The following is a 23,622-nucleotide window of genomic DNA, read 5'->3' on the forward strand; positions in this document are numbered from 1 at the left end:
CCTACTTGAAGGGGATGGGCTCGTAGCACCTGAACGGGACGGAGACCTCGTACGCACCGTTCTTCAGCTGTACGAGTGCTCCGCAGCCGAAGCTGTCCTTCTGCCCCTTGGGCTCCGCCCGGTCGCCGACGAGCGTGCCGGTGTCGGAGAAGCCCTGCGCGGCGGCCTGGAAGGACTCGACGGTCAGGTCCTTGCCCGCCTTCTTCGCGATGGACACGAACAGGTCGGCCGACATGTAACCGGTCAAAATGTGCATGTTGAGCGGTACGTCCTGACCGCCCGCGGCTGCCCTGATGTCGGCCTTGAACCGGTCCATCTGCGGATCGGCCGACTCGAAGGGCTGGAACTGCAGCAGCACGTGCACCCCGTCGAGGGCCTGCTTGGTGGCGTCCTTGGCGAGCAGGCCCGGGTCGTAGTCGGTCGGGTCGGAGATCAGGCCCTTGTAGCCGCTGCGCTTGAGCGCGGTGAACAGCCCGATGTTGTTGGGGGTCTGCATGACGGAGACCACGGCGTCCGGGGCCTTGCCGCCGTTGCTCTCCATGATCTCCTTCACGTACGCGGACCAGTCGTTCGGCACGGCCGTGCCCGGCACGGAGGCCTTGGCGTACGAGACGGTGAACCCGGCGCTGGTGAAGCCCTGCTGGAAGGTGCGGATGCCGAACTTCCCGGCGTCGCTGTCGTTGGCGATCACGGCCACCGACCTGCCCTGCGCCCCGCCGAGGATCTGGGCGATGCCCTCGGGCCAGGTCTGGTTGAGGGTGCCGCCGGGGCTGGGCACCAGGCAGCCGTTGAACCCGTAGATGTACTTCGGCCCGCAGAAGGAGGGCAGGGTGCCCCAGCCGAAGGTGGGCACCTTCTCCTGCTCCAGGAAGTCGGCTCCGGAGAAGGTCACCGAACTCATGGGGGAGACCGCGAAGACCTCATCCTGCTGGACCAGCTTGCGCGCGGCCGCCAGGTTCTTCGCCGGGTCCTGGCCGTCGTCCTCCGCGCCCAGGTAGTCGATCTTCCGCCCGTTGACGCCGCCCTCGGCGTTGGCCCTGAGGTACCGGGCCTTGGCCCCGAGGTCGGTGTCCTTCTTGCTGTAGCCGCTGGCGGTGGTCATCGACACGATCCCGCCGACCTTGATCGAGTCGGCGGTCACCCCCCGGGAGTTCCCCGAGGCTCCGGGCTCGCCGGGCCGGGTGCCGTCGGAGGCGGAGTTGCAGGCGGAGACGAGCGCGAGGGCCGCTGCCGCGGCGGCCAGGGTGCGGATCGGTCGCAACATGTTGGGGATCCCCTCCGATCGGAATCCCCGCATTCTGTGCGGGACCTGACGGATCGTCAATATCGATGACGAGGAGAAGTGATGGTCCGTCAGAATGTGCCGGTAGGGAGCGTCATGCCTGGTAGAGGGCCGCGACCTCCTTCGCGTACGCCTTCTCGATCGCCCGGCGCTTCAACTTCAGCGAGGGGGTCAGCAGCCCCTGCTCCTCCGTGAACTGCTCCGGCAGCACCCGGAAACCGCGGATCGCCTCGGCCTGCGAGACGAGGGTGTTGGCCGCCACCACCGCCCTGCGCACCTCCGCCGCCAGGTCCGGGTCGTTCACCAGGTCGGCCGCCTTCAGCTGCGGCCGGCCGCGCATCGACAGCCAGTGCGCGACCCCGTCCATGTCCAGGGTGAGCAGCGCGGCGATGTAGGGCCGGTCGTTGCCCACCAGGACGCACTGCGCCACCAGCGGATGGGAACGCACCCGTTCCTCCAGCGCGTTGGGGGCGACGCTCTTGCCGTTGGAGGTCACCAGGATCTCCTTCTTGCGGCCCGTGATGGTGAGGTAGCCCTCCTCGTCGAGCCGCCCCAGGTCCCCGGTCGCCAGCCAGCCGCCGCGCAGCACCGCCTCCGTGGAGCGCGGGTCGTTGAGGTAGCCGGAGAAGATGTGGCCGCCGTGCAGCCAGACCTCCCCGTCGTCCGCGATGTGTACCGTGCTGCCGGGGATGGGCCGGCCCACCGTGCCGTACTTGGTGGCCCCCGGGGGGTTCGCCGTCGCCGCGGCGCACGACTCCGTCAGCCCGTACCCCTCGAAGACCGTGATCCCGGCACCCTCGAAGAACAGCCCCATCCGGCGCGACATCGCCGAACCGCCCGACATGGCGTGCCGCACCCGGCCGCCCATCGCCGCGCGGACCTTCCCGTAGACGAGCTTCTCGAAGAGCCGGTGCTCCATCCGCAGCCCGGCCGAAGGCCCCGGGCCGATGCCGAAGGCCTTGTCCTCCTGCGCCTCCGCGTACCGCACCGCCGTCTCCACCGCCCGGTCGAACGGCCCCGTACGCCCTTCCGCCTCGGCCTTGCGTCGGGCGGCAGCGAAGACCTTCTCGAAGACGTACGGGACTCCGAGCACGAAGGTCGGCCGGAACGCGGCGAGGTCCGGCAACAGCTCCGCCGCAGCCAGTACGGGCTGGTGCCCGAGCTTCACCCGCGCCCGGACCGCTGCCACCTCCACCATCCGCCCGAAGACGTGGGCCAGCGGGAGGAAGAGCAGGGTGGAGGGCTGCTCGCCGGGCCGGGCCCGGAAGACCGACTCCCAGCGGTGCACCAGCGTGTCCGCCTCGTACATGAAGTTCGCGTGGGTGAGGACGCACCCCTTCGGCCGGCCGGTGGTGCCGGAGGTGTAGATGACGGTGGCGATCGAGTCCGGGGTCACGGCCCCGCGGTGGCGGTGCACCACGTCCTCGGCGACCCCGCTCCCGGCGGCCACCAGTTCGTCCAGCGCGCCGGTGTCCAGCTGCCACAGCCTGCGCAGGTGCGGCAGCCGGTCGATCACCGAACCGACGGTCATGGCCTGGTCCTCGTCCTCGACGACACAGGCCGTGCACTCGGAGTCGTACAGGATCCAGTGCACCTGATCCGTCGAGGAGGTGGGATAGACCGGTACGGGCTGGGCCCCCACCGCCCACAGGGCGAAGTCGAAGAGCGTCCACTCGTACCGGGTCCGGGACATGACGGCCACCCGATCCCCGAACCGCACGCCCTGGGCCAGCAGCCCCTTGGCCAGGGCGAGTACCTCCGCCGCCAGTTCGCCGGAGGTCACATCGCGCCAGATCCCCGCGGTCTTCCGGCCGAGCACCACCCGGCCGGGATCCTGGCGGGCATGCTGGAAGACGGCGTCGGCCAGGCCACCGACGGGCATGCCCGTGACGACCGGTGGGACGGTGATCTCGCGCAAGGCCCCGCTCCTCTCCGCACAGCGCGGCGACGCTATCCCACGCCCGGCTACAGATGATCAGCCCGCGGAGACCTCCACAAGACCTCCTCAGCGGGGTTCAATCCGGTCCGTGGTGAGGCTGGGACGGGCCGGTCACGTGGTGCGGCTGAGGCGGTCGGCACCGCTGAGGACGGCCGCCGCGAGGGCCTCCGAAGCCGGGGTCGGCCGGTGTCCCTGGAGCAGTGCGAAGTCCACCGGCCCGAGCTCCGGCAGCCCGCCGATCCGCACGAGCCCCGGGGGGATCAGCCCCCGCGTGTGCGCCATCACCCCCAGCCCGGCCCGGGCCGCCGCGACCAGGCCGCTCAGGCTGCCGCTCGTGCACGCGATCCGCCACGGCCGGCCCTCCCGCTCCAGCGCTTCCAGCGCCCGGGCCCGGGTGATCCCCGGCGGCGGGAACACGATGAGCGGCACCGGGCGCTCCGGATCCACCCGCAGCCCTTCCGCCCCGATCCACACCATGCGGTCCCGCCACACCAGGCGGCCCCGCTCGTCCCCCGGGCCCCGCCGCTTCGCCAGCACCAGATCGAGGCGGCCCGCGTCCAGCCTCTCGTGCAGGGTGCCGGACAGCTCCACCGACAGCTCCAGGTCCACCTCGGGGTGCTCGTGCCGGAAACCCTCCAGGATCTCCGGCAGCCGCGTGAGCACGAAGTCCTCCGAGGCCCCGAACCGCAGCCGCCCGCGCAGCCGGGTGCCCGCGAAGAAGGCCGCCGCCCGCTCGTGGGTCTCCAGGATCGTCCGGGCGAAGCCCAGCAGTGCCTCGCCGTCCTCCGTCAGCTCCACGCGGTGGGTGTCCCGGACGAACAGCGGCCGCCCCGTCGCCTCCTCCAGCCGCCGGACGTGCTGGCTGACCGTGGACTGCCCCACCCCGAGCCGCCCGGCGGCCTGCGTGAAGCTCAGCGTCTGGGCGACCGTGAGGAAGGTGCGCAGATGGACAGGGTCGTACATACCGCCCAGATTAGCGCCCGTCATCGTGTTCCGTGATGACAGTGAGTGCGGTGTGCGGGTTTCCCGATCACCGAATCCCCCTGACCATGGAGGAACACCCGCCTGGCTTCCTGGGCGGGCACCCGCGCGGCCCTGGCCGTGCACCCCGCGCGACCCCCCGGCCGTGCACCCCGCCTGGTCTTCGTGCCGGGCACCCGCCTGGCCTCCTCGGTCGGGCACCCGCCCGACCTCCCCGGTCGGGCACCCGACCGTCTGGACCGCGTACCCGCCCCGACAGCAAGTGAGCCCCGCCCATGCGCCGCCCGCACTTCCCCGCCCGGCTGCCCCTGGACCCGTACGTCCTGGCCCTGCTCGGGACCGTCGGCCTCGCCGCCCTGCTGCCCGCCCGCGGCACGGCCGCCACCGTCGCCGGCGGCGCCGCCACCGCCGCCGTGGCCCTGCTCTTCTTCCTCTACGGGGCCCGGCTCTCGACCCGCGAGGCCCTCGACGGGCTGCGCCACTGGCGGCTCCACCTCACGGTGCTCGCCGGCACCTTCCTGATCTTCCCGCTCCTCGGGCTGGCCGCCGGGGGCCTGGTCCCGACCCTGCTCACCTCCCCGCTCCACAGCGGCCTGCTCTTCCTCTGCCTGGTCCCCTCGACCATCCAGTCCTCCATCGCCTTCACGTCGATGGCCCGCGGCAGCGTCCCCGCCGCGATCTGCGCGGGCTCCTTCTCCAGCCTCGCCGGCATCGTCCTCACCCCCCTCCTCGCCGCCGCCCTGCTCGACGGGGCCGCGGGCGGCTTCTCCCCCGACTCCCTGCTCAAGATCGTCCTCCAGCTCCTGCTGCCCTTCCTCCTGGGACAGCTCCTGCGCCGCTGGACCGGCGGCTTCCTCGCCCGCCACAAGCAGGTCCTCGGCCGCGTCGACCGGGGCTCGATCCTGCTCGTCGTCTACACGGCCTTCAGCGCGGGCATGGCCGCGGGCATCTGGCACCAGGTCAGCCTCCCGCGCCTCGGCGCCCTGCTGGTGATCGAGGCCGTACTCCTCGCCGTGATGCTGACCGTCAGCTGGTACGGCGCGAAGCGCCTCGGGTTCGGCCGCGCCGACCGCATCGCCATCCAGTTCGCCGGGTCGCAGAAGAGCCTGGCCGCCGGACTCCCCATGGCCAGCGTCCTGTTCGGGGCCCAGGCGAGCCTCGCCGTGCTGCCGCTGATGCTGTTCCACCAGATGCAGCTGATGGTCTGCGCGGTCATCGCCCGCCGCCGCGCCGAGGACCCCGCCGAGGACCCCGCTGAGGCCCCGGCCCAGGATCCGGCCGAGGACTGCGCCGCCGAACTTCCCGCCGGGCATGTGGCGGAGGTCTCCCGGCCGTCCCAACACCCCGCGCCACAGGCCCGGTAACGTGCGTCGGTGACCTGGACACGCCCGATCGCCGCCCGCGCCGAACGCCCCTGCACCCTGGTGGTCTGCCGCGGCTGCTGCTGCGGTGACCCCCGCAAGAACCCCGGCACCGACCACGCCGGGCAGCTCGCCCGGCTGCGCGCGGCGGCCGAGGCCTCGGGGGGCCGGCTGGCCGTCCGTACGAGCGACTGCCTCGGCCCCTGCGCACAGGCCAACGTGATCGTGGTCCAGCCCACCAGCGAGGCCCGCCGCCGCGGAGCCCGCGCGGCCTGGTTCGGGTGGGCGCTCGACGACACGGCGACCGACGACATCATCGCCTGGGCCGCGTCCGGCGGGCCGGGCTCCACCCCCGTCCCGGCCACGCTCGACCTCCACCGCATCGAGCCCCCGGACCCCAAGCCGGCGGCCTCGTCCCCCTCCCGCCGGACCCGGCGCAACCGCTGAGCGGCGGGGAGAGGGCGGCGAGGCGGCCGGCTAGACGAGGACGCGCTCCTCGCCCGCGTAGATGTTCATGTCCGCCCCGCGCAGGAACCCCACCAGCGTGAGTCCCGACTCCAGCGCCAGGTCCACCGCGAGGGAGGACGGGGCCGATACGGCGGCCAGCACCGGGATGCCCGCCATGACGGCCTTCTGCGCCAGTTCGAAGGAGGCCCGGCCCGACACCAGCAGGACCGCCCCGGTCAGCGGCAGCCCGCCGCCCTGGAGCGCTCGGCCGATCACCTTGTCGACCGCGTTGTGCCGCCCCACGTCCTCCCGTACGTCCAGCAGCTCGCCCTCCGCCGAGAACAGTCCGGCCGCGTGCAGCCCGCCCGTCCGGTCGAAGACCTTCTGGGCAGCGCGCAGCCGGTCGGGGAGCGTGCCGAGGAGCTCCGCGCGGATGCGTACGGGGTCGGCGGCCGCGGCCCCCGGGAAGCGGGTCGCCGTACGGACCGCGTCCAGGCTGGCCTTTCCGCACAGACCGCAGGAGGAGGTGGTGTAGACGTTCCGCTCCAGGGTGATGTCCGGCACGGGCACCCCAGCGGCCAGCTGCACGTTGACGACGTTGTAGGTGTTGACGCCGTCCTCGTCCGCGCCCTCGCAGTAGGTGACCGCCCGCACGTCCGAGGCGGCCCCGAGGACCCCCTCGCTCACCAGGAAGCCCACCGCCAGCGCGAAATCGTCGCCCGGGGTGCGCATCGTGATCGCCAGCGGTTTGCCGTTCAGCCGTATCTCCAGCGGCTCCTCGGCCACCAGTGTGTCCGGCCGGCTTCCGGCGACGCCGTTCCGGATCCGGACGACACGGCGGCGCTCGGTGACCCGTCCCATGGTGATCAGCCCACCCCTTCTGTTCCCGAATCCATCCGACAAGGTCATTCTCCCGGTTCCGCTTCCCGCGCGGCTCCCGGCAGCAAGATCCTCGGGAATCTCCAAATTCCAGTGCAGGAATCCTGTCGGGTCACGCGCCCCCGTACCCACCAGTAGCAGGCAAAGCTGGGTGATCCTGACTTCCGTACGAGGGGGGACCCCGCCCATGACCGGTTCACGCGTGGTGGCGCTAGGGCACTACCAGCCCGCGAGAGTGCTCACCAACGAGGACCTCGCGGCCATGGTCGACACCACCGACGAGTGGATCCGGTCCCGGGTCGGCATCACGACCCGCCACGTCGCCGGCCCCGAGGAGCCGGTCGACGAGCTGGCCTACCAGGCGGCGGGCAAGGCCCTCGCGAGCGCCGGCCTGACCCCCGACGACATCGACCTGGTCCTGGTCGCGACCTCCACCGCGATCGACCGCTCGCCCAACATGGCCGCGCGCGTCGCCGCCAAGCTGGGCATGCGCGGCGGCCCCGCGGTCATGGACCTCAACGTGGTCTGCTCGGGCTTCACGCACGCCCTGGCCACCGCCGACCACGCGATCCGGGCCGGCTCCGCCACCCGTGCCCTGGTCATCGGCTCCGACAAGATGACCGAGATCACCGACTGGTCGGACCGCACCACCTGCGTGCTCACCGGTGACGGTGCGGGCGCGGCCGTCGTCGAGGCCTGCGCGGAGCCGGGCATCGGCCCGGTGCTGTGGGGTTCGGTGCCCGAGATGGGCCACGCGGTCCGGATCGAGGGGTCGCCGCCGGTCTTCGCACAGGAAGGCCAGTCCGTCTACCGCTGGACGACCAGCCAGCTCCCGCCGCTCGCCCGCAAGGTGTGCGAGCGGGCCGGGGTCGCCCCGGAGGATCTCGCCGCGGTGGTCCTGCACCAGGCGAACCTGCGGATCATCGAGCCGCTCGCGCAGAAGATCGGGGCCGTCAACGCCGTGGTCGCCCGCGATGTGGTCACCTCCGGCAACACCTCGGCCGCCAGCATCCCGATGGCCCTGTCCAAGCTGGTCGAGCGCGGCGAGGTCCCCTCCGGGGCCCCGGTCCTCCTCTTCGGCTTCGGCGGGAACCTCTCGTACGCCGGCCAGGTCATCCGCTGCCCCTGAGCCGCATCGTCAGGTCCACCCACCGCCGCGAGACGAATCGTCTCGCGGCGGAGTGCTGGGTATGACTGCAGGTCAGCGCGGCGTGGCGGACAGCCGCCCGCGGAATATGTGGTCGGATCCCCGCCGATCCTTTGCTATTGTTGTCCATGTCGCCGCGGGAAACCGGGGCCGATCACCTGGTCCGGGTGGCGGAATGGCAGACGCGCTAGCTTGAGGTGCTAGTGCCCTTTATCGGGCGTGGGGGTTCAAGTCCCCCCTCGGACACCAGCAGGAACCCCACTTCGGTGGGGTTCTTTTGCGTTGCGGCCCCGGCCCGGCCCCACCCCCTCCCCGGCTCTCCGCCCCGACCCCCTCACGTACGCAGGACCACCAGGCCGTCCGGGGTGGCGAGGCTGCCCGGGGCGACCTCGGTGAAGGTGTGCGGGAGGGACAGGCGGGGGTGGCCGGTGCACGGGGCGGCCTCGAAGAGGTAGACGGCCGCGGACGAGGTGTCGCTGACCAGGTGGGGCCCATCGGGCACGGTGCCGATGCCGATGCCGGTGAGCGGGGTGCGGAAGAGGCGCCGCAGGTGGCGCAGGGTCTCCGGGGTGGCCGGGGCCCCCGCCGGCCGGTGCTGCGGCTGCTGGTCACGGGGCGGGGCGGCCTCGTCGGCAAAGGGGTCCGCCGGGGTCGCGGCGGCCGGGGCGTCGGGGGGCATGGCGCCGCTCAGCAGAAGGGCGAGGAGCACCGGGACGGCCTTGCGGCGCAGTGCCCCGGTCGCCGAGGGCAGGCGGTGGGCGTGGCCGGCCGGCAGCGACAGCGCCAGGCTCCCCGCAGCGTCGCCGGTGGCGATCGGGACCGCCGCGCAGACCACCCCGGGGGCGTACTCGCGCAGGTCGAAGACGGGCGCGCCCGGGGCCACCGCGTCCAGGGCGCTGAACAGGGCACGGCTGTCGGTGATGGTCTGCGGGGTCAGCCGCGTGGGGCGGTGGCGGGCCACGTGGTCGGCGCGGCGGTCGTGGTCGAGCTGGGTCAGCAGGCACTTGCCGACGGCGCTGGCGTGCGCGGCGGCCCGGAAGTCCACCCACTCGCGCACGGGAGGCGCACCGGGCCCGTCGGCCATCTGCGTGATCCGGACCTCGCCCTCGGCGTACCGGCTCAGGTAGACCGCCGCCCCCGCGCTGTCCCGCGCCAGCGCCAGGGTGCGCTGGAGCTGGCCCGCCAGACCGCTGCCGCCCGGAGCGGCGAGCCGGTCGAGGGCCGGGCCGGACGCGAACACCCCGGCGCCCGGGCGGTACGCGTACTCCTCCTCGCACAACATCACCAGCAGGGCCCCGAGTTCCGCGGGTGCGAGGCCGGACTCCCGACCCAGCTGGCGGGCCCCCACCCCCAGCGGGTGCCGTTCCAGGACCCGTACGACGGCCAACGCGCGGTGGGCCTCCGCCAGGGCCCCGCCGGTCCCGGCCCCGACCACGGTCCCGCGGGCCGCCGCCGTCAGCGCGGGGTGGCGCAGCGGACCGGCGGCCGGCCGGGGCGGAGCCGCCGGCGCAGCGGCCGGCGGCAGGGGCAGGAACGCGGCCAGCACCCCGGGCAGCCCGGGCCTCGGCAAGGGAACCGGGCCCAGGTCGGGATCGTCGAGCTGGTCCACGTAGCGCAGGACGGCCGCCTGCGCACACAGCCGGACCTCCCGCAGGTCACGGCGGCCGCTCGGGCGGAAGCCGCGCCGGCCCAGCTCACGGGCCCAGTGCCCGGCGTCGTGGTGCTCGCCGCGCCGGGAGTGGTCGAGGAAGAGGCAGTAGGCCGCCGAGGCGGTCCCCGGGCTGCCGGAACCGGCGGCGAACTGCCACCAGAACCGGGCGCCCTCACGCAGCCCGGCCAGGTGCAGGAGGCAACCGAAGACGACCGCGCCGGCCAGGTCGGTGTGGGCGTGCGCGACGAACGAGCCGAGCTGCGTCCTGGCCTCGGGCGCGCACACCGAGGCCAGACAGGCGGCCTTCAGGTCGCGCCGGGCCGGTTCCGCGTCGAGCGGGCGGTCCCGGGCGGGGTCGCTCCAGCCGTGGGAGCGGCGGCGGGTGCGGGTCACGGCGCCGGGGGCGTGCGGAGCGCGCAGCAGGCGGGCCTCGGCGGCGCCGAGGTCGTAGTGCGGGTAGCGGTCGCGGACGCCCGCCCGCGCCAGGAACTCGGCGAGGGAGCGGGGGGCGCCTTCTGCACCCCGTGGCCCGTGCCGGTCGCGGCCGCTCATGATTCCGCGGGGGCGTCGAGCAGCCGGGAGAGCCGCCGGTGCGCCTGGCCCAGGTACGAGCCGACCGTGCCCTCGTCGACGCCCATCACGGCGGCGGCCTCGCCGGGGGAGCAGCGCAGCCCGTACCGCAGCAGCACGGCGTCGCGCTGCCGCTCGGCGAGGCGGGAGACGGCGGAGTAGAAGCGGATGGTGTCGGCCAGCACCTCGTACTGGTCCGTGTGGGCCCCCTTGAGCGCGGCCTCGAAGGCGCTGATGTCCATCGGCTCGGGCCGCTGCTGCCAGGGGGCGCGGCGGCGCTGCCCTTCGACGATGCAGTGCTTGAGGACGGTCCAGGCGTAGGCGTCGAGCCGGTCCATGTGGAGCATCCGGAGCCACTCGTTCATGATCGAGTCGAAGGCGGCGTCCACCGTCGCCTCGGCCGCCGCGTCGGAGCCCAGGTGCAGGTAGGTGAAGCGCATGTACGCAGGCCGTCTGTCGGCGTGGAAGGCCCAGTACGACAGGCGCGCCGCCGCGTCCCACTGGCTCATGGGTGTCGGCCGTCGGCGCCGGCTCGGCAGTCCCACGGCCCCACCGGACTCCTCGGGTCCGCCATCGCTCACCGTTCCACCTCATCCCCTGTGCGGCCCAGGGAATCAGCGCGGGCGCACCGAGGGGGCGCAGAGAAGAAACCTGGAAATATTACGTTCGGTGATGATCGGTCGGTGATCGATGTAGATCGAGCAGGGCATCAGCCAGCGCATATGCATATGCCGGTCGACCATGGCGGTGCACGGGGTGTGACCATCCCAGGATTCACTCGTTTGCCGGAGGCGTGAGCACCTCACCGCGCTTCCGCTCCACCGCCCTCGAACAGGCCGAGGCGGTCCCGCCGCGGCGGACCAGGTGGCCACCGCCCGCGCGAGCAGCGCCCGGTCGGAGGTGTGCGTGCCCGCCCCGTGGATCGCCGCTGCGGGCACCCGTGACCTGCTCCGGGCCGGGGAGGACACCAGGCCGCCGGCCGTCGCCGCCGACGGGGTGACCGCACCCGTGGAGGTGCCCGCCGCCACGGGGGCCTGCGCGGCGTGGCCGGCCCTGGAGGTCACCTCCTCGGCCCGCATCGTGGAGGCACACGCCTTCGTCCTCACCGACCTGGGCGCGCTGACCCCCGTACACCTCACCCACACCCCGCTGCCGGACGGGCCGGGCGCCGTCCCCGCGCGGCAGCCGCGCGAGGCCACCGGGGCGGCCGCCCGGGCCGCCTGGGCGCCCACCGCCTGCCGGCTGCGGGAGATGGGCGGCGACGCGGTCCGCGCCGTCAACATCTGGGAGTTCGCCGCCTCGGACCTGCCCGACGGCGGCGGCCGTGCCGTGTGGTCCTGCACCCGGGCCTCCGGCTGGGCCGGGACCGGCGACGTGCTCGTGCGGCTCGGTCCGGCGGCCGGGCCGCCCCAGGACGTGACCCGGGCCCGCGCCACGGCGGCCTGCGGGCGCTTCGGCCGGCACGTGCTCGCGGGCACCCGGTGGCGGTCGCCGGCCGGCCGCTGGTACCTGCTGGCCGCCGGCAGTCGGGAGGTGGCCGGGATCACCGCGACCGGAGCCGTCCGTGCCCGGGCGGAGGGCCGGACCCTGAGCGCGCCCGCCGGACCGGAGGGAGCAGCGGTCTCGCTGACCGCGCGGCTCGCGGGCGGCGCCGCCGTCACCGCACTCGACGACCGGGGCGGCGGCCGCGACTGACGGGTCGGCGGCACGTCCCACCGGCTGTAACATTGGCCCATTGCGAGGGCCGTGACGGAGAGGTCACTGCCCTCGCTTTCGCGTATGTCCACCCAGTGAAAAAGCGGGACGTCGCCTTTGGGCGGTTCGATACGATGAACCGCATCATCGCCCTGCAGGCCACGTGGTACCGCATATATGAAATGGAGCATCCGAGGATGGCTCGACACCTGATCACCAGCGCGCTTCCCTACATCAACGGGATCAAGCACCTGGGCAACATGGTCGGGTCGATGCTTCCGGCGGATGTGTACTCCCGGTACCTCCGCCAGCGCGGCCACGACGTCCTCTACATCTGCGCCACCGACGAGCACGGCACCCCCGCCGAACTCGCCGCCAAGGCAGCCGGTCTCTCGGTCGCCGAGTTCTGCGCGCAGGCCCACGACGCCCAGAAGGCGGTCTACGACGGCTTCGCGCTGTCCTTCGACTACTTCGGCCGCAGCTCCTCGGAGCAGAACCGCGAGATCACCCAGCACTTCGCCCGCCAGCTCGAGAAGAACGGCTTCATCGAGGAGCGCGCGATCCGGCAGGTGTACTCGCCGGTCGACGGCCGCTTCCTCCCGGACCGCTACGTCGAAGGCACCTGCCCGCACTGCGGCTACGACAAGGCCCGCGGCGACCAGTGCGAGAACTGCACCCGCGTCCTCGACCCCACGGACCTGATCGAGCCCCGCTCGGCCATCTCCGGCTCCACCGAGCTGGAGGTCCGCGAGACCAAGCACCTCTTCCTCCTCCAGTCCAAGCTCCAGGTCGAGGTCGAGGCCTGGGTCGCGCAGCACGAGGAGGAGTGGCCGCAGCTGGCGTCCTCCATCGCCCGCAAGTGGCTGACCGAGGGCCTGCACGACCGCGCCATCACCCGCGACCTGGACTGGGGCGTCCCGGTCCCGGCCGACACCTGGCCCGAGCTGGCGGCCGAGGGGAAGGTCTTCTACGTCTGGTTCGACGCGCCGATCGAGTACATCGGTGCGACGAAGGAGTGGTCGGACCTGGACCCGGCGAACCGCGACTACAAGTCCTGGTGGTACCAGGCCGAGGACGTCCGGTACACGGAGTTCATGGCCAAGGACAACGTCCCCTTCCACACCGTGATGTTCCCCGCCACCGAGCTCGGCGTCCGCGAGCCGTGGAAGATGGTCGACTACGTCAAGGCCTTCAACTGGCTGACGTACTACGGCGGAAAGTTCTCCACCTCGCAGAAGCGCGGCGTCTTCACCGACCAGGCGCTGGAGATCCTCCCGGCCGACTACTGGCGCTACTTCCTCATCGCCAACGCGCCCGAGTCCGACGACTCCTCCTTCACGTGGGAGCACTTCACCGCCACGGTCAACAAGGACCTCGCCGACACCCTCGGCAACTTCGTCAACCGCGTGCTGTCGTTCTCCCGCAAGCGCTTCGGCGACGAGGTCCCGGCGGGCAACCCGGCCGGAGGGGCCGAGGCCAAGCTGGGCGAGCAGATCGCCGAGCTGCTGGCCGAGTACGAGGGCCACATGGACGACCTCCAGTACCGCAAGGCCGCGGCCGCGCTGCGCGCCCTGTGGTCGGCCGGAAACTCCTACCTGGAGGAGAAGGCCCCCTGGCTGGAGATCAAGACCGACCCGGAGGGCGCAGCCCTCACCCTGCGCACCGCGATGAACCTCATCCACCTCTACTCGGTGGTCTCCGAGCCCCTCATCCCGGCCTCGGCGCGCGCCATGCGCTCCGCGTTCACGCTCGCGGGCGACACGGCGACGTGGGTGACCCCGGAGCAGGCCAAGGCGCTCGACTCGGTTCCCGCCGGGACGCCGTTCACCGTGCCGCCGGTGCTCTTCGCGAAGATCACCGAAGAGGACCTGGAGTCGTACCGGGAGCGCTTCGGCGGTTCCCCCGAAGCCGCCTGAGGCGGCAGCCCGCCCGTAGCGGGCGTCCGTCGAGCGCATGAGGGGTGCGACCCACCGGGGTCGCGCCCCTCACGCGTACCCGTCGGCCCTCACGCACACGCCTCCCGTACGTGGTTGCGGCCGGCGTTCCCGTACGCGGCTCCCGCAGGCCGTTCCCGTACGTGCCTCCCGTACGTGCCTCCCGTACGTGCCTCCCGTACGTGCCTCCCGTACGTGCCTCCCGTACGGGTAGGGAAAACCCCACCGTGAAGAGTCCGCCTGGGCGTGCAGACCCGCCGGGGGGTGCGCGGCTGGAATGGCCGCATGACCCCTTCGCGCACCGTTCACCGGAGCCTCGGCTGGCTGCTCGCCGCCGCCTGGGCCCTGTCCTTCCCGCTGTTCTCCGCGCTGGAACCGCACCGGCTCTGGGGCTGGTGCGCGGCCGCAGGGTACCTGGCCGCGGCCGTGGCGACCCGCTTCGGCCGCCGCGGGGCGCTCGCCGCCGCCCTGCTGGGGGCCGTCGTACTACCCCTGGTCTGGCTCGTGCTCACCGGGCAGGGCCAGTCGGAGGTGACGGTCATCGAGCGGTCGGGGCGACTCCTGCTGGAGTCCGGCCGGCCGTACGTGGACCAGCCCGCGCGCGTCGAGGAGTACACCCCCTACCTCCCGGGCATGGCCCTGCTCGGCATCCCGAGGGCGCTGCTCGGCGGCGACGGCGGTAGCTGGCCGGTGCGGCTGCTCGGCGACGCCCGGATCTGGTGCGCGGCGGTCCTGTTCGGGTGCCTGTGGGCGGCCCGGCGGGTGCTGGGAGGCGCCCGGCCCGTGCTGCCGGCCGTCCTGGTGGCCTCCCCGGTGGTGGCCCTGCCGCTGGCGGTGAGCGGGGTGGACCTGCCGCTGGCCGGGCTGTGCTGCCTGGCGCTGGCGGCTGCCGCGGGTGGCCGGCCGGCCCTGGCCGGAGCGGCGCTGGCCGGTGCGTGCGCGCTCAAGTGGACGGCGCTGCCCGCCGTGGCGGTGGCGGTGGCGCTGCTCGCGGCCTGCCGGGGCGGGCGGGCGGCGGGTCGCTGCGCGCTGGTGGCGGCGGCCGGTACGGTCCTGCTGGTGCTGCCCGGAGCGCTGCTCCAGCCGGGCGAACTGTGGCGGCAGGTCTTCGCCTTCCCGACCGGGCGGGCGGAGGTCGCGACCCCGGCGAGCAGTCCGCTGCCGGGGCGGCTGCTGGCCGAACTGGGCGACTGGGGCTGGTATCTGACGGCAGGTCTGTTCGTCCTGGGCGGCCTGGTCGTGGCGCTCTCGCTGCTGGTGCGGCCGCCGCGCTCGCTGGTGGCGGCGGCCGACCGCCTCGCCCTCGGCCTCACCCTGGCCTTCCTGCTGGCCCCCGCCGGCCGCTTCGGCTACCTGGCGCTGCCGCTGCTGCTGGCGGTCTGGGCCCGCTCGGCGGCCGTACCGGGAGCCTCGCGCATCGTGACGGGCTCCTTCCGGACCCTCCGCACCCGGCGGGCGGACGGACCGGGGGACGGGCCGGCGGAAGGACCGGCGGAAGGGCGGGATACGCGTTCCGCCTGACAGGCCCCGGCCGCCGGACGGTTCGACCACCTTGCTCCCGTGGACCAGCTGACCGCCGAAGACCCGCGCCGCAGAGGACCGTACCGACTGATCGCCCGGCTGGGGGCGGGCGGCATGGGCCTGGTCCATCTGGGCCGCTCCGAGGGCGGCCGTACCGTGGCCGTGAAGGTGGTGCAGGCCGAGTTCGCCGGGAACCCGGACTTCCGCAGGCGTTTCGCCCGTGAAGTGGCCGCCGCGCGGCGGGTGGGCGGGAGCTGGACGGCGGCCGTGCTCGACGCCGACACCGAAGCCGCGGTCCCCTGGGTCGCGACCCAGTACATTCCCGGACCCGACCTGCACACCTCGGTAGCCGAGGACTTCGGCCCGCTGCCGGAACGCTCGGTCCGGACCCTCGCCAACCGTCTCGCCCTCGCCCCGCGGGCCGTGCACGGGGCGGGCCTGATCCACCGCGACCTCAAACCGTCCAACGTCCTCGTCACCGTCGACGGCCCCCGCGTCATCGACTTCGGCCTCGCGCGGGCCATGGACAGCCTGACCGGGGACAGTCCGCACACCCGGACGGGCATGCTGATCGGCTCCGCCGGCTTCATGTCGCCGGAGCAGGTCCGCGGTCGCGAACTCACCTCCGCCAGCGACGTCTTCTGCCTGGGCGCCGTCCTCGTCCACGCCGCCACCGGGCGCCTCCTGTTCGGCGCCGCGGAAACCGGCCTGAACGCCCACCTCTTCCGGGTCGCCGAGGAGGAGGCCGACCTGACCGGCGTACCGGAGTCCCTCGTCGACCTCGTCCGCGCCTGCCTGGACAAGGACCCGGCCAAGCGGCCCCCCCCGAGGAGGTGGCCGCCCGCACGGCGGAGGACCAGGCCGGGGAATGGCTGCCCGGCACCGTCCTGGCCCAACTCGGCCGCCACGCCGCACAGCTGCTGGACTACGCCCCCGCGGCCGCCCCGGACGCCCCGCCGCCGAGCAGGACCCGCGCATCCCCTCCGCGCGGCAGCAGCCGCTGCCCCCGCCGCCCGCGTACGCGCCCGCGGCACGGGGCCACTCCGGCCCGGTGCAGGGATTCGGGCCGCCGGCCTTCCCGCCGCCGTTCCCGGCCTCCTTCCAGGACCGGGCCGCCCCGCGCCCCAGGCGCTGGTGGGGCCTGCTCGTGATCGCCCTGACCCAGCTGCTGGTGCTGCCCGAAGCGTCGGCCTTCGACCGGGCGCTGCCCACCCTCCAAGCCGACCTCGGCCTCCACGCGGCCGCCCTGAACCCCGTCACGAGCACCTACGTGCTCGCCTTCGGCGCCCTGCTGCTGCCCGGCGGACACCTCGCGGATCTCGCCGGAGCACGGAAGATACTGCTCCTGGGCCTGGCCGGCTTCGCGGCGGCCTCCGCGCTCGGCGGTTCGGCGGGCGACCCCACCCTGCTGATCGCGGCCCGCGCCCTGCAGGGCGCCTGCGCCGCCCTGCTGACACCGGCAGCGCTGTCCCTGGTGCTGACGGGCTTCACCGACCCGAAGGCGCGCCGCCGGGCCTTCGGGATCTACGCCGCGATCGCCGCGGGCGGCGGCGCGTTCGGGCTCTTCACGGGCGGCTGGCTCCTGGAGGCGCTGAACTGGCGCGCGTCCCAGTACGCCGCCGTCCCCCTCGCCCTGATCGCGGTGATCGGCGTGCGCGCCCTGCTGCCCGGCCTCCCGGGCCGCACCGGCGCCCGCTTCGACGGACCCGGCGTGCTGCTCGGCTCCGCGGGGCTCCTCGCCCTCACCTACGGCCTGGGCGACGCCGAGTCGGCCGGCTGGGCCACCCCGGTGACCCTGCTCCCGGTCGTGGGCGGCGCCCTGCTGCTCGGTGCCTTCCTGCTGCGGCCGGCCACCGCGCCCGGCCCGCTCCTCGCGCCGTCCGTCCTGCGGGACCGCAGCGGCCTCGGCGCCGTCCTCACCCTGGTCGTGCCCGGCTTCGCCGTGCTCGCCCTCCTCCCGGCCACGGGCTCCTTCGTGCAGCAGGTCCTCGGCCACGCCCCGTTCGAGGCCGGGCTGGCCCACCTGCCCCTGGCGGCGGCGGCCGTGATCGCCTCCACCCAGGTCTCCGCCCGCCTGCTGGGCCGCGTCGCTCCCCGCGTCCTGATCGTGGCGGGCCTGGCCGTCACCGCCCTCGGCCTCGCCCTGCTGACCGGCATGACGACCGGCGACTCGTACACCGCCGACGGGCTTCCCGGCATGCTCCTCGCGGGTTTCGGCCTGGGTCTGGCCTTGATGCCGCTCCTCGCCACCGCGACCGCCGGGGTCGCCGCGCCGCACGCGGGCGGGGCCTCGAGGGCCGTCGCCACGGCCCAGCACGTCGGCCAGGCGATCCGCGGGGCGGTGCTCGGCACCGTCGTCATCGGCCGGCTGCGCGACGTCCCGCACCTGCCCGAGGGGCTCGCCGGGCAGCTGATGGACGCCTACACCACCATGCTCTGGATCGCCGTCGGCGTGCTGCTGCTCGCCGCCCTGGGCGCCGGCCTCCTGGTCACGCGCAGGGCGTCCGGCGCCGAGGCGCCCGCGGTGCCCGCGCACCGGTGGTGAACCCTGCCGGGGGCAGCGTTCAGGCCTGCTGTCCCGACAGGTGGGCGAGGACCGCGAGGACCCGGCGGTTGCCCTCCGTGGCGTCCAGGTCGAGCTTCGTGAAGATGCTGGACGCGTGCTTGACGACCGCCGCCTCGGTGATGAACAGCCGGCCCGCCAGGGCCTGGTTGTTGTACCCCTCGGCCATCAGCGCCAGTACCTCCCGCTCGCGCGGGGTCAGCCGGGCGAGCGGCCGGTCGGTGCTGCGGCGGCTGAGCAGGACCCGGACCACCTCGGGGTCGATCACCGTCTGGCCGGCCGCGACCCGTTCGAGGGCGTCGAGGAACTCGGCCACCTCGCCGACCCGGTCCTTGAGCAGATAGCCCAGCCCGGCCGCCGACGCCCCCGTGAGCAGCTGCGTCGCGTAGGCGGTGGCCACGTACTGCGAGAGGACGAGGACCGGCAGCGAGGCGTCCCGGGAGCGGAGTTCGAGCGCGGCCCGCAGCCCTTCGTCCCGCAGGCCCGGCGGCATCCGGACGTCGGTGACGACGGCGTCCGGCCGTTCCGCTGCCACGGCCCGCACCAGCTCCTCGGCGTCGCCGACGGCAGCCAGGACCCGGTGACCACCGCGCGTGAGCAGTTCCGTCAGCCCCGCGCGCAACAGTACGGAGTCCTCCGCGAGGATCAGCCGGAGCACGGTACCTCCGCCCTGAGTTCGGTCGGTCCGCCGACCGGACTGGACACCACCAGTCGGCCCCTCAGCATCGCCACCCTGTCCGCCAGTCCCGTCAGGCCCGCCCCCGCCGCGGGATCGGCCCCGCCGCGGCCGTCGTCGGTGACGCGGAGGGTGAGCCGCCCGCCCTCGACCCTGCCGACGACGGCGACGTGCGAGGCGCCGCTGTGCTTGGCGGCGTTCGCCAGCGCCTCGGCGACGGTGAAGTACGCCGTCACCTCAACCGGTTGGGGAAGGCGCGGCACATCCAGGTCCACGGACACCGGCACCGGATGGCGCAGGGCCACCTCGGCCACCGCCGCCGCCAGCCCGTGGTCGGTCAGGACCTGCGGGTGGATCCCCCGTACGAGGTCCCGCAGTTGCTCCAGCGCCACCCTCGCCTCGCCGCGGCCCCGGCTCACTAGCGCGGCGGCGTCGCCGGCCTGCGGGACCTTGCGCAGTTCCAGCTCGGCGAGCCCGAGGGTCATGCTGAGCGCGACCAGCTGCTGCTGCGCGCCGTCGTGCAGGTCCCTTTCGATGCGCCGCCGTTCGGCTTCGAAGGCGTCGACGAGGCGGACCCGGGAGCGGGTGAGCTCCATTACCCGGTCGTCCTCCTCGCGCGGCCCGAGCAGCAGCCGGGCGGTCTTCACCTGGGCCCCGGCGAGCAGGGCGCCCGTGTACGCCGCCACCGCGAGCGTGACCAGTCCCGCGGCGGTGCCGCCCAGGGCCTCCAGCGGGCCGGAGACCGGCCGGCCGGGGATCAGCATCACCGTGTCCGGGGCGATGGCCCAGACGGTGACCGGGGTGGCGACGAGGATCAGGGCGAACGCCATCAGGAGGACGACCCCCAGCCCGGCCGCTCCGAAGACCGGCCCCAGCAGGGCCGCGTAGCCGAGCTCGCGCCAGGTGGCGCGCTCCCGCAGCCGCGTCCGCAGCCACGCGGCGGGCCCGGCTCCGGCCAGCGACGCGTGCGGGTCCGGCACACGGCCGGGCTCCACCCACCGCAGCCGCCGCCGCTCCAGCGCCCCGAGGGGCACCGCGCCCGCGACGGCGCCGAGCAGGAGCAGCAGCCCGACCCCGGCCACCGCCAGCAGCACCCCGAGGCCGACGAGCAGGGCCAGCACGATCAGGGCGGCGTACCCGACGAGGAACCCGCTCCCGAGGTACGCCCAGCACCGCCACGGCCACCAGGAGCCCAGGAAGCGCAGCGGTCGCCGCAGCACCGCCCAGACGGCGACGGGCGGTTCGCGGCCCGGCTCGGCAAGGACGACGGCATCGGACATGCGGACCAGCCTATGTGACCCCGCGACAGTCGGCGGAGCGTCACATCAGGGCGCCCAGGGCCAGGAATCCGCAGACGTCCTGCACGCCGAAGAGCAGGACCTCCGCCTCCGGGGCGGCCCTGGGCAGGCCGTTCACCAGCGGGATCGAGCCGCCCGTCGCGACGTACGAGGCCTCCGTGCCCCAGGCCTCCTCGAGTGCGGTGGCGGCGCGGTCCGCCGGTCCGCCTGTGCGGGCTTCGAAGCCGGGGCCGGTGTCCCCCGGGGACGAGCAGGTCGCGGGCCTGCTGGACGGGCTCGGGCGGATGGCCGGCGGAGGCGGCCGAGGGGATGGCCGCCAGCCGTTCCGGATCCGCCTGCAAGCCCTCCATCAGGGCGTCCGCCCCGGATTCCGGCCTGTCCGGGCTGCCCGTGGCGTGGCGGACCGGGCCGGACGAGTGGATCATAGTGAAGCCGGCACAAGCGATAGACATGCACTCCCGTGCGTGATCTCCAGGGAGGTCTCGATGGACGTCCTCGTGCTGATCGGCCGCCTGCTCTTCGTGGCCCTGTTCGCGGCCTCCGGCGTCGCCCACGTGACCCGGACCCGGCAGATGGCGGGCTACACCGCATCCCGCGGGGTGCCCATGGCGGTACCCGCGACCTTCGTCAGCGGTCTGGTCATGCTGGCGGGCTCGGTGAGCATGGCCTTCGGAATCTGGGCCGATCTCGGTGCGCTGGCCCTCGCGGCCTTCTGCTTCGCCGCGGCCCTGCTGATGCACCCCTTCTGGAAGGAGAGCGATCCGCAGGCCCGCATGATGGAGCAGACCCAGTTCTCCAAGGACCTGGCGCTGGGCGGCGCCGCCCTCGTGATGTTCGCGTTCTTCGCCTACGCCGGCCACGACCTCGGCCTCATGGTCACCGGCCCGGCCCTCTCGGTCGACTGAGCCACCGCCGTAAAATCATGGGTATGAACCAGAACGGCCCCCGTGCGGAACTCGGCGACTTCCTGCGGTCCCGGCGGGCGCGGATCCGGCCCGAGGAAGCGGGACTGCGCTCCTACGGAGGCCGCCGCCGGGTGCCGGGCTTGCGCCGGGAGGAACTGGCGCAGCTCGCCGGGGTGAGCGTCGACTACTACACGCGCTTCGAACAGGGCCGGGCAGAGAACGCGTCCGACGCCGTCCTGGGCGCCGTCGCCGCCGCCCTGCGCCTCGATCCGGCCGAGACCGCCCACCTCGCCCGGCTGGCGCGTACGGCGGGACGCGGGGGCGCGGGCGCCGGCGCGCCCGCGGGCGGTGAGGCCGCGTCCGAGCAGGCCCAGGAGGTCCGGCCGGGGCTGCTCAGGCTGCTGGATTCGATGCCGGGGACGCCCGCCTTCGTCATCGGCCGGCGCACCGACATCCTGGCCTGGAACCCGCTGTTCGCCACCCTCGTCACCGACTTCGGCGCGCTCCCCGCCGAGCGCCGCAACAAGGCCTGGCTGCTCTTCCTCGACCCGCAGGTGCGCGGACGGTTCGTCAACTGGGAACGCAAGGCCCAGGACCTCGTCGCCTACCTCCGCTTCGACCACGGACGGCACCCGCACGATCCGCGGTTCGCCGCGCTCATCGCGGAACTGACCGACCGCAGCCCCGAATTCGCCCGGCTGTGGGCGGCCCAGGAGGTGCGGGAGAAGACCCACGGCGGCTACCACCTGCGCCACCCCCTGGTCGGCGAGTTCACCCTCGCCTACGAGAGCCTGGACCTGCCGGACGACCCCGACCAGAGCCTGATCACCTACACCGCGGAAGCCGGCTCGCCCTCCGAGGCGGCGCTGCGGATCCTGGCGGCGGAAGCGGGGCGGACCGGCGGGCGGGCCGCCGGACAGCGCGGTGGACAGGGCCGCGGAGGGCGCAGCGGCCGGGACGGGGATCAGGACGCCGGGAGCACGGCACGCACCGACAGACTCTCGTAGCCCGGGATCGGCACCCCCGGGCCGGGCACCGCCGTCCACACCCCGCCCGCCGCTCCCGGTCCCGTCCTGGTCCAGCGCTCGGGGTCCGTCAGTACCTCCGGGGTGGGACGGGCGCCGCCCACCACCACCCCGGCACGGGGCACCCGCACCACGGGGCCGCGGGCCAGGACGTCGCTCAGCAGCCGGTGCGCCACGGGGTGCGCGGCGGTCCGGACAGGCCGCTCCCCACGCTCCGACTCCGCCATCGGGGGCAGGCTGGTGCCGCCGATGGCCTGAAGTGAACCCTGCGAGAGGGATCTTGACCTGTCTGCCGCGTATCGAAGCGGGGCCGTGATCGTTTTTTCAGCCGTAACCCCTGCAAGTGTTGCGGAATCGGGAGGACGCGCGGTGACCGCTTGGCAGTACTTCGCCGGTGCGGGCCTGGTGGCGGCGCTCTGCCCGCTGCACGGCCACGTGGCGGTCGCGGGCGACGGCAACGGCCGGGGAGCCCGGATCGACGTGTGCGTTCCGGCCGGGCAGCCGGGGCCGCCCTCCGTACGCCCTTCCGCACGGCCCTCGCTCCCGGCCGTCCTGCCCGGGACCGGCCGGCCGACCGTCCACCACCCGGGGCGGTCCCCGCGGCCCGCCGGGCGGCCGGAGCGGCCCGCGCCGGCCGCGGACCCCGCGGCCGGGCCGGTGGCTGAGGACCCGAAGCCGCCGGAGCCCGCCGCCCCGGGGCCGGCGGCCGGCCCGGAGCCCGCCCCGGCCGACACCGCCGGCCCGCCCCGTCCCAGGGCCGCCGCCGCGCCCGCGAGCGCCTTCCACGTGCGCCCGTACCGCTCGGCCGCCCTGCAGCGGCGCGGCCCGGACGGCATGTCCACCGTGATGCTCATGGTGGTCGTCACCACCCCGGCCGTACTCGCGGCCGCCGCACTGCGGCCGCGCTCCAAGAGCCGCGGCTGATCCCGCGCACCCCACCACCGATCCACACCGGGAGAATCCACGTGTCCGAATGGCTGGTCCTGGCCATCGCCATGGCGCTCGTCTGCGCCCTCGTCCTCACCATCACCACGATCCGGCACCGCCGGGCCGCCGATGACGAGGACACCAGCGAAACCCCCGACGTCATCGAGTACATGACGATGATGGTGGGGGTGGTCTACGCGATCGTGCTCGGCCTGGCCATCGCGGGGGTCTGGGAGGCGCGCGGCGCCGCCGAGGACAGCGTGCGCCGCGAGGCCCAGGCGCTGTACGAGGTCACGCAGCGCGCCGACGTCTACCCGGCCGCCGTGCGCGACCGGATCCGCGGCGAGGTGGACGCGTACGTCTCCCACACCGTCGCGGTGGACTGGCCGCTGATGACCTCCGGCGAGAGCGCCTCCGCCGAGGGTGCCCAGCTGCTCGGCAAGCTGCGCAGCGACGTCACCCACCAGAGCCCCGCCACGGAGCTGCAGGCGCAGGCCTACCAGCCGCTCCTGGACCACATCGCCGCCGCCGACGACGCACGGCACTCGCGGACGCAGAGTTCGGAGTCCACGCTGCCGAGCGTGGTGTGGTTCGGGCTGCTGGTCGGCGGGGTGGTCACCGTCGGGTTGATCTTCACCTTGCAGATCCGCCGTTCCGGGCGGGAGCTGCTGCTGGCCGGGCTGTTCAGCGCGCTGATCGTGTTCCTGCTGTTCATGGTGTGGAGCTTCGACGCACCGTACGGACGGGACGGGATCGATTCGGCCGCGCCGTTCCAGGACCTGTTCCCGGCGCTGACGTCCGCCGCCGCCCGCTGACCGTCC

General features: G+C 74.0%; 19 protein-coding genes, 1 tRNA gene and 2 pseudogenes. 13 read left to right on the plus strand and 9 right to left on the minus strand.

Annotated elements, in window-relative coordinates; genetic code table 11:
* Window position 1: 1 nt before the first annotated feature.
* The 3 genes from ACFWUZ_RS00925 to ACFWUZ_RS00935 all read right to left on the minus strand — a co-directional run bounded on the left by ACFWUZ_RS00925 (window position 2) and on the right by ACFWUZ_RS00935 (window position 4,184).
* Window positions 2-1,264, minus strand: coding sequence for an ABC transporter substrate-binding protein (locus tag ACFWUZ_RS00925; RefSeq protein ID WP_384364907.1), 1,263 nt, complete (start codon window positions 1,262-1,264; stop codon window positions 2-4).
* Window positions 1,265-1,376: 112 nt separating this feature from the next.
* On the minus strand, window positions 1,377-3,200 hold the full coding sequence (locus tag ACFWUZ_RS00930) for an AMP-dependent synthetase/ligase (protein WP_384364910.1): 1,824 nt from the start codon (window positions 3,198-3,200) through the stop codon (window positions 1,377-1,379).
* Window positions 3,201-3,332: 132 nt separating this feature from the next.
* Window positions 3,333-4,184: a LysR family transcriptional regulator gene (locus tag ACFWUZ_RS00935; protein ID WP_384364914.1), complete on the minus strand. Its 852-nt coding sequence runs from the start codon at window positions 4,182-4,184 to the stop codon at window positions 3,333-3,335.
* A 293-nt stretch (window positions 4,185-4,477) separates the two neighbouring features.
* Here ACFWUZ_RS00935 and ACFWUZ_RS00940 point away from each other — a divergent pair, with 293 nt between their 5' ends.
* Both ACFWUZ_RS00940 and ACFWUZ_RS00945 read left to right on the plus strand, forming a co-directional pair.
* Complete coding sequence (locus tag ACFWUZ_RS00940; protein WP_384364917.1) at window positions 4,478-5,566, plus strand: bile acid:sodium symporter family protein; 1,089 nt, start codon at window positions 4,478-4,480, stop codon at window positions 5,564-5,566.
* A gap of 9 nt (window positions 5,567-5,575) precedes the next feature.
* Window positions 5,576-6,010, plus strand: coding sequence for a (2Fe-2S) ferredoxin domain-containing protein (locus ACFWUZ_RS00945; RefSeq protein ID WP_384364920.1), 435 nt, complete (start codon window positions 5,576-5,578; stop codon window positions 6,008-6,010).
* A 30-nt stretch (window positions 6,011-6,040) separates the two neighbouring features.
* Here the strand turns inward: ACFWUZ_RS00945 and fdhD are convergent, their stop codons facing one another.
* Window positions 6,041-6,871, minus strand: coding sequence for a formate dehydrogenase accessory sulfurtransferase FdhD (gene fdhD, locus ACFWUZ_RS00950; protein ID WP_384364923.1), 831 nt, complete (start codon window positions 6,869-6,871; stop codon window positions 6,041-6,043).
* A gap of 205 nt (window positions 6,872-7,076) precedes the next feature.
* Here fdhD and ACFWUZ_RS00955 point away from each other — a divergent pair, with 205 nt between their 5' ends.
* Both ACFWUZ_RS00955 and ACFWUZ_RS00960 read left to right on the plus strand, forming a co-directional pair.
* Window positions 7,077-8,018 carry a beta-ketoacyl-ACP synthase III gene (locus tag ACFWUZ_RS00955; RefSeq protein WP_384364926.1) on the plus strand — a complete coding sequence of 314 codons (942 nt, stop codon included), beginning with the start codon at window positions 7,077-7,079 and terminating at the stop codon, window positions 8,016-8,018.
* A 179-nt stretch (window positions 8,019-8,197) separates the two neighbouring features.
* Window positions 8,198-8,285 (plus strand) — tRNA-Leu (locus tag ACFWUZ_RS00960).
* A 439-nt stretch (window positions 8,286-8,724) separates the two neighbouring features.
* Here the strand turns inward: ACFWUZ_RS00960 and ACFWUZ_RS00965 are convergent.
* Both ACFWUZ_RS00965 and ACFWUZ_RS00970 read right to left on the minus strand, forming a co-directional pair.
* A pseudogene (locus ACFWUZ_RS00965) lies at window positions 8,725-9,471 on the minus strand (IclR family transcriptional regulator C-terminal domain-containing protein); the annotation flags it as partial.
* A gap of 764 nt (window positions 9,472-10,235) precedes the next feature.
* On the minus strand, window positions 10,236-10,766 hold the full coding sequence (locus ACFWUZ_RS00970; RefSeq protein WP_384364929.1) for a sigma factor-like helix-turn-helix DNA-binding protein: 531 nt from the start codon (window positions 10,764-10,766) through the stop codon (window positions 10,236-10,238).
* Between the two features lie 355 nt (window positions 10,767-11,121).
* Here ACFWUZ_RS00970 and ACFWUZ_RS00975 point away from each other — a divergent pair, with 355 nt between their 5' ends.
* From ACFWUZ_RS00975 to ACFWUZ_RS00995, 5 genes and pseudogenes are all read left to right on the plus strand, one after another.
* Window positions 11,122-11,952, plus strand: a complete 831-nt coding sequence (locus ACFWUZ_RS00975) for a hypothetical protein (protein WP_384364932.1) — start codon at window positions 11,122-11,124, stop codon at window positions 11,950-11,952.
* A gap of 197 nt (window positions 11,953-12,149) precedes the next feature.
* Window positions 12,150-13,868: a methionine--tRNA ligase gene (metG, locus tag ACFWUZ_RS00980; protein ID WP_384364935.1), complete on the plus strand. Its 1,719-nt coding sequence runs from the start codon at window positions 12,150-12,152 to the stop codon at window positions 13,866-13,868.
* 303 nt (window positions 13,869-14,171) lie between these two features.
* The gene (locus tag ACFWUZ_RS00985; protein WP_384364938.1) at window positions 14,172-15,407 is read left to right on the plus strand and encodes a glycosyltransferase 87 family protein; all 1,236 of its coding nucleotides are present in this window, start codon (window positions 14,172-14,174) and stop codon (window positions 15,405-15,407) included.
* A gap of 114 nt (window positions 15,408-15,521) precedes the next feature.
* Window positions 15,522-16,169, plus strand: a pseudogene (locus ACFWUZ_RS00990) (serine/threonine-protein kinase); the annotation flags it as partial.
* 289 nt (window positions 16,170-16,458) lie between these two features.
* Entirely contained in the window at window positions 16,459-17,952 is a 1,494-nt protein-coding gene (locus ACFWUZ_RS00995) for an MFS transporter (RefSeq protein ID WP_384364941.1), read from the plus strand.
* Between the two features lie 19 nt (window positions 17,953-17,971).
* On the opposite strand, the gene ACFWUZ_RS01000 is transcribed toward ACFWUZ_RS00995, so the two are convergent.
* Together ACFWUZ_RS01000 and ACFWUZ_RS01005 are read right to left on the minus strand one after the other, a co-directional pair.
* Window positions 17,972-18,628, minus strand: coding sequence for a response regulator (locus ACFWUZ_RS01000; RefSeq protein ID WP_384364944.1), 657 nt, complete (start codon window positions 18,626-18,628; stop codon window positions 17,972-17,974).
* A complete protein-coding gene (locus tag ACFWUZ_RS01005) occupies window positions 18,616-19,926 on the minus strand; it encodes a sensor histidine kinase (protein WP_384364946.1) in 1,311 nt (436 codons plus the stop codon). Before ACFWUZ_RS01005 ends, ACFWUZ_RS01000 begins: the two co-directional genes overlap by 13 nt.
* Before the next feature lie 482 nt (window positions 19,927-20,408).
* Here ACFWUZ_RS01005 and ACFWUZ_RS01010 point away from each other — a divergent pair, with 482 nt between their 5' ends.
* Both ACFWUZ_RS01010 and ACFWUZ_RS01015 read left to right on the plus strand, forming a co-directional pair.
* Window positions 20,409-20,849 carry a DoxX family protein gene (locus ACFWUZ_RS01010; RefSeq protein ID WP_384364949.1) on the plus strand — a complete coding sequence of 147 codons (441 nt, stop codon included), beginning with the start codon at window positions 20,409-20,411 and terminating at the stop codon, window positions 20,847-20,849.
* Window positions 20,850-20,866: 17 nt separating this feature from the next.
* Window positions 20,867-21,856, plus strand: coding sequence for a helix-turn-helix transcriptional regulator (locus ACFWUZ_RS01015; protein WP_384364951.1), 990 nt, complete (start codon window positions 20,867-20,869; stop codon window positions 21,854-21,856).
* On the opposite strand, the gene ACFWUZ_RS01020 is transcribed toward ACFWUZ_RS01015, so the two are convergent.
* The gene (locus ACFWUZ_RS01020; RefSeq protein WP_384364954.1) at window positions 21,814-22,101 is read right to left on the minus strand and encodes a hypothetical protein; all 288 of its coding nucleotides are present in this window, start codon (window positions 22,099-22,101) and stop codon (window positions 21,814-21,816) included. The two genes, ACFWUZ_RS01015 and ACFWUZ_RS01020, sit on opposite strands and share 43 nt — an antisense overlap.
* A gap of 142 nt (window positions 22,102-22,243) precedes the next feature.
* Between ACFWUZ_RS01020 and ACFWUZ_RS01025 the strand changes: the two genes are divergently transcribed.
* Together ACFWUZ_RS01025 and ACFWUZ_RS01030 are read left to right on the plus strand one after the other, a co-directional pair.
* Window positions 22,244-22,798 carry a hypothetical protein gene (locus tag ACFWUZ_RS01025; protein ID WP_384364957.1) on the plus strand — a complete coding sequence of 185 codons (555 nt, stop codon included), beginning with the start codon at window positions 22,244-22,246 and terminating at the stop codon, window positions 22,796-22,798.
* A gap of 41 nt (window positions 22,799-22,839) precedes the next feature.
* Complete coding sequence (locus tag ACFWUZ_RS01030; RefSeq protein ID WP_384364960.1) at window positions 22,840-23,616, plus strand: hypothetical protein; 777 nt, start codon at window positions 22,840-22,842, stop codon at window positions 23,614-23,616.
* The last annotated feature ends 6 nt before the right edge of the window (window positions 23,617-23,622 follow it).

Origin of the sequence: Streptomyces sp. NPDC058646, assembly GCF_042716875.1 — a bacterium.
Taxonomy (GTDB): domain Bacteria; phylum Actinomycetota; class Actinomycetes; order Streptomycetales; family Streptomycetaceae; genus Streptomyces.

Bases quoted from the DNA above. Each gene is read 5' to 3' on its own strand.
- ACFWUZ_RS00925 (WP_384364907.1), bottom strand. From the start codon at position 1,264: ATGTTGCGACCGATCCGCACCCTGGCCGCCGCGGCAGCGGCCCTCGCG.
- ACFWUZ_RS00935 (WP_384364914.1), bottom strand. From the start codon at position 4,184: ATGTACGACCCTGTCCATCTGCGCACCTTCCTCACGGTCGCCCAGACG.
- ACFWUZ_RS00940 (WP_384364917.1), top strand. From the start codon at position 4,478: ATGCGCCGCCCGCACTTCCCCGCCCGGCTGCCCCTGGACCCGTACGTC.
- fdhD (WP_384364923.1), bottom strand. From the start codon at position 6,871: ATGGGACGGGTCACCGAGCGCCGCCGTGTCGTCCGGATCCGGAACGGC.
- ACFWUZ_RS00955 (WP_384364926.1), top strand. From the start codon at position 7,077: ATGACCGGTTCACGCGTGGTGGCGCTAGGGCACTACCAGCCCGCGAGA.
- ACFWUZ_RS00970 (WP_384364929.1), bottom strand. From the start codon at position 10,766: ATGAGCCAGTGGGACGCGGCGGCGCGCCTGTCGTACTGGGCCTTCCAC.
- metG (WP_384364935.1), top strand. From the start codon at position 12,150: ATGGCTCGACACCTGATCACCAGCGCGCTTCCCTACATCAACGGGATC.
- ACFWUZ_RS00985 (WP_384364938.1), top strand. From the start codon at position 14,172: ATGACCCCTTCGCGCACCGTTCACCGGAGCCTCGGCTGGCTGCTCGCC.
- ACFWUZ_RS01005 (WP_384364946.1), bottom strand. From the start codon at position 19,926: ATGTCCGATGCCGTCGTCCTTGCCGAGCCGGGCCGCGAACCGCCCGTC.
- ACFWUZ_RS01015 (WP_384364951.1), top strand. From the start codon at position 20,867: ATGGGTATGAACCAGAACGGCCCCCGTGCGGAACTCGGCGACTTCCTG.
- ACFWUZ_RS01020 (WP_384364954.1), bottom strand. From the start codon at position 22,101: ATGGCGGAGTCGGAGCGTGGGGAGCGGCCTGTCCGGACCGCCGCGCAC.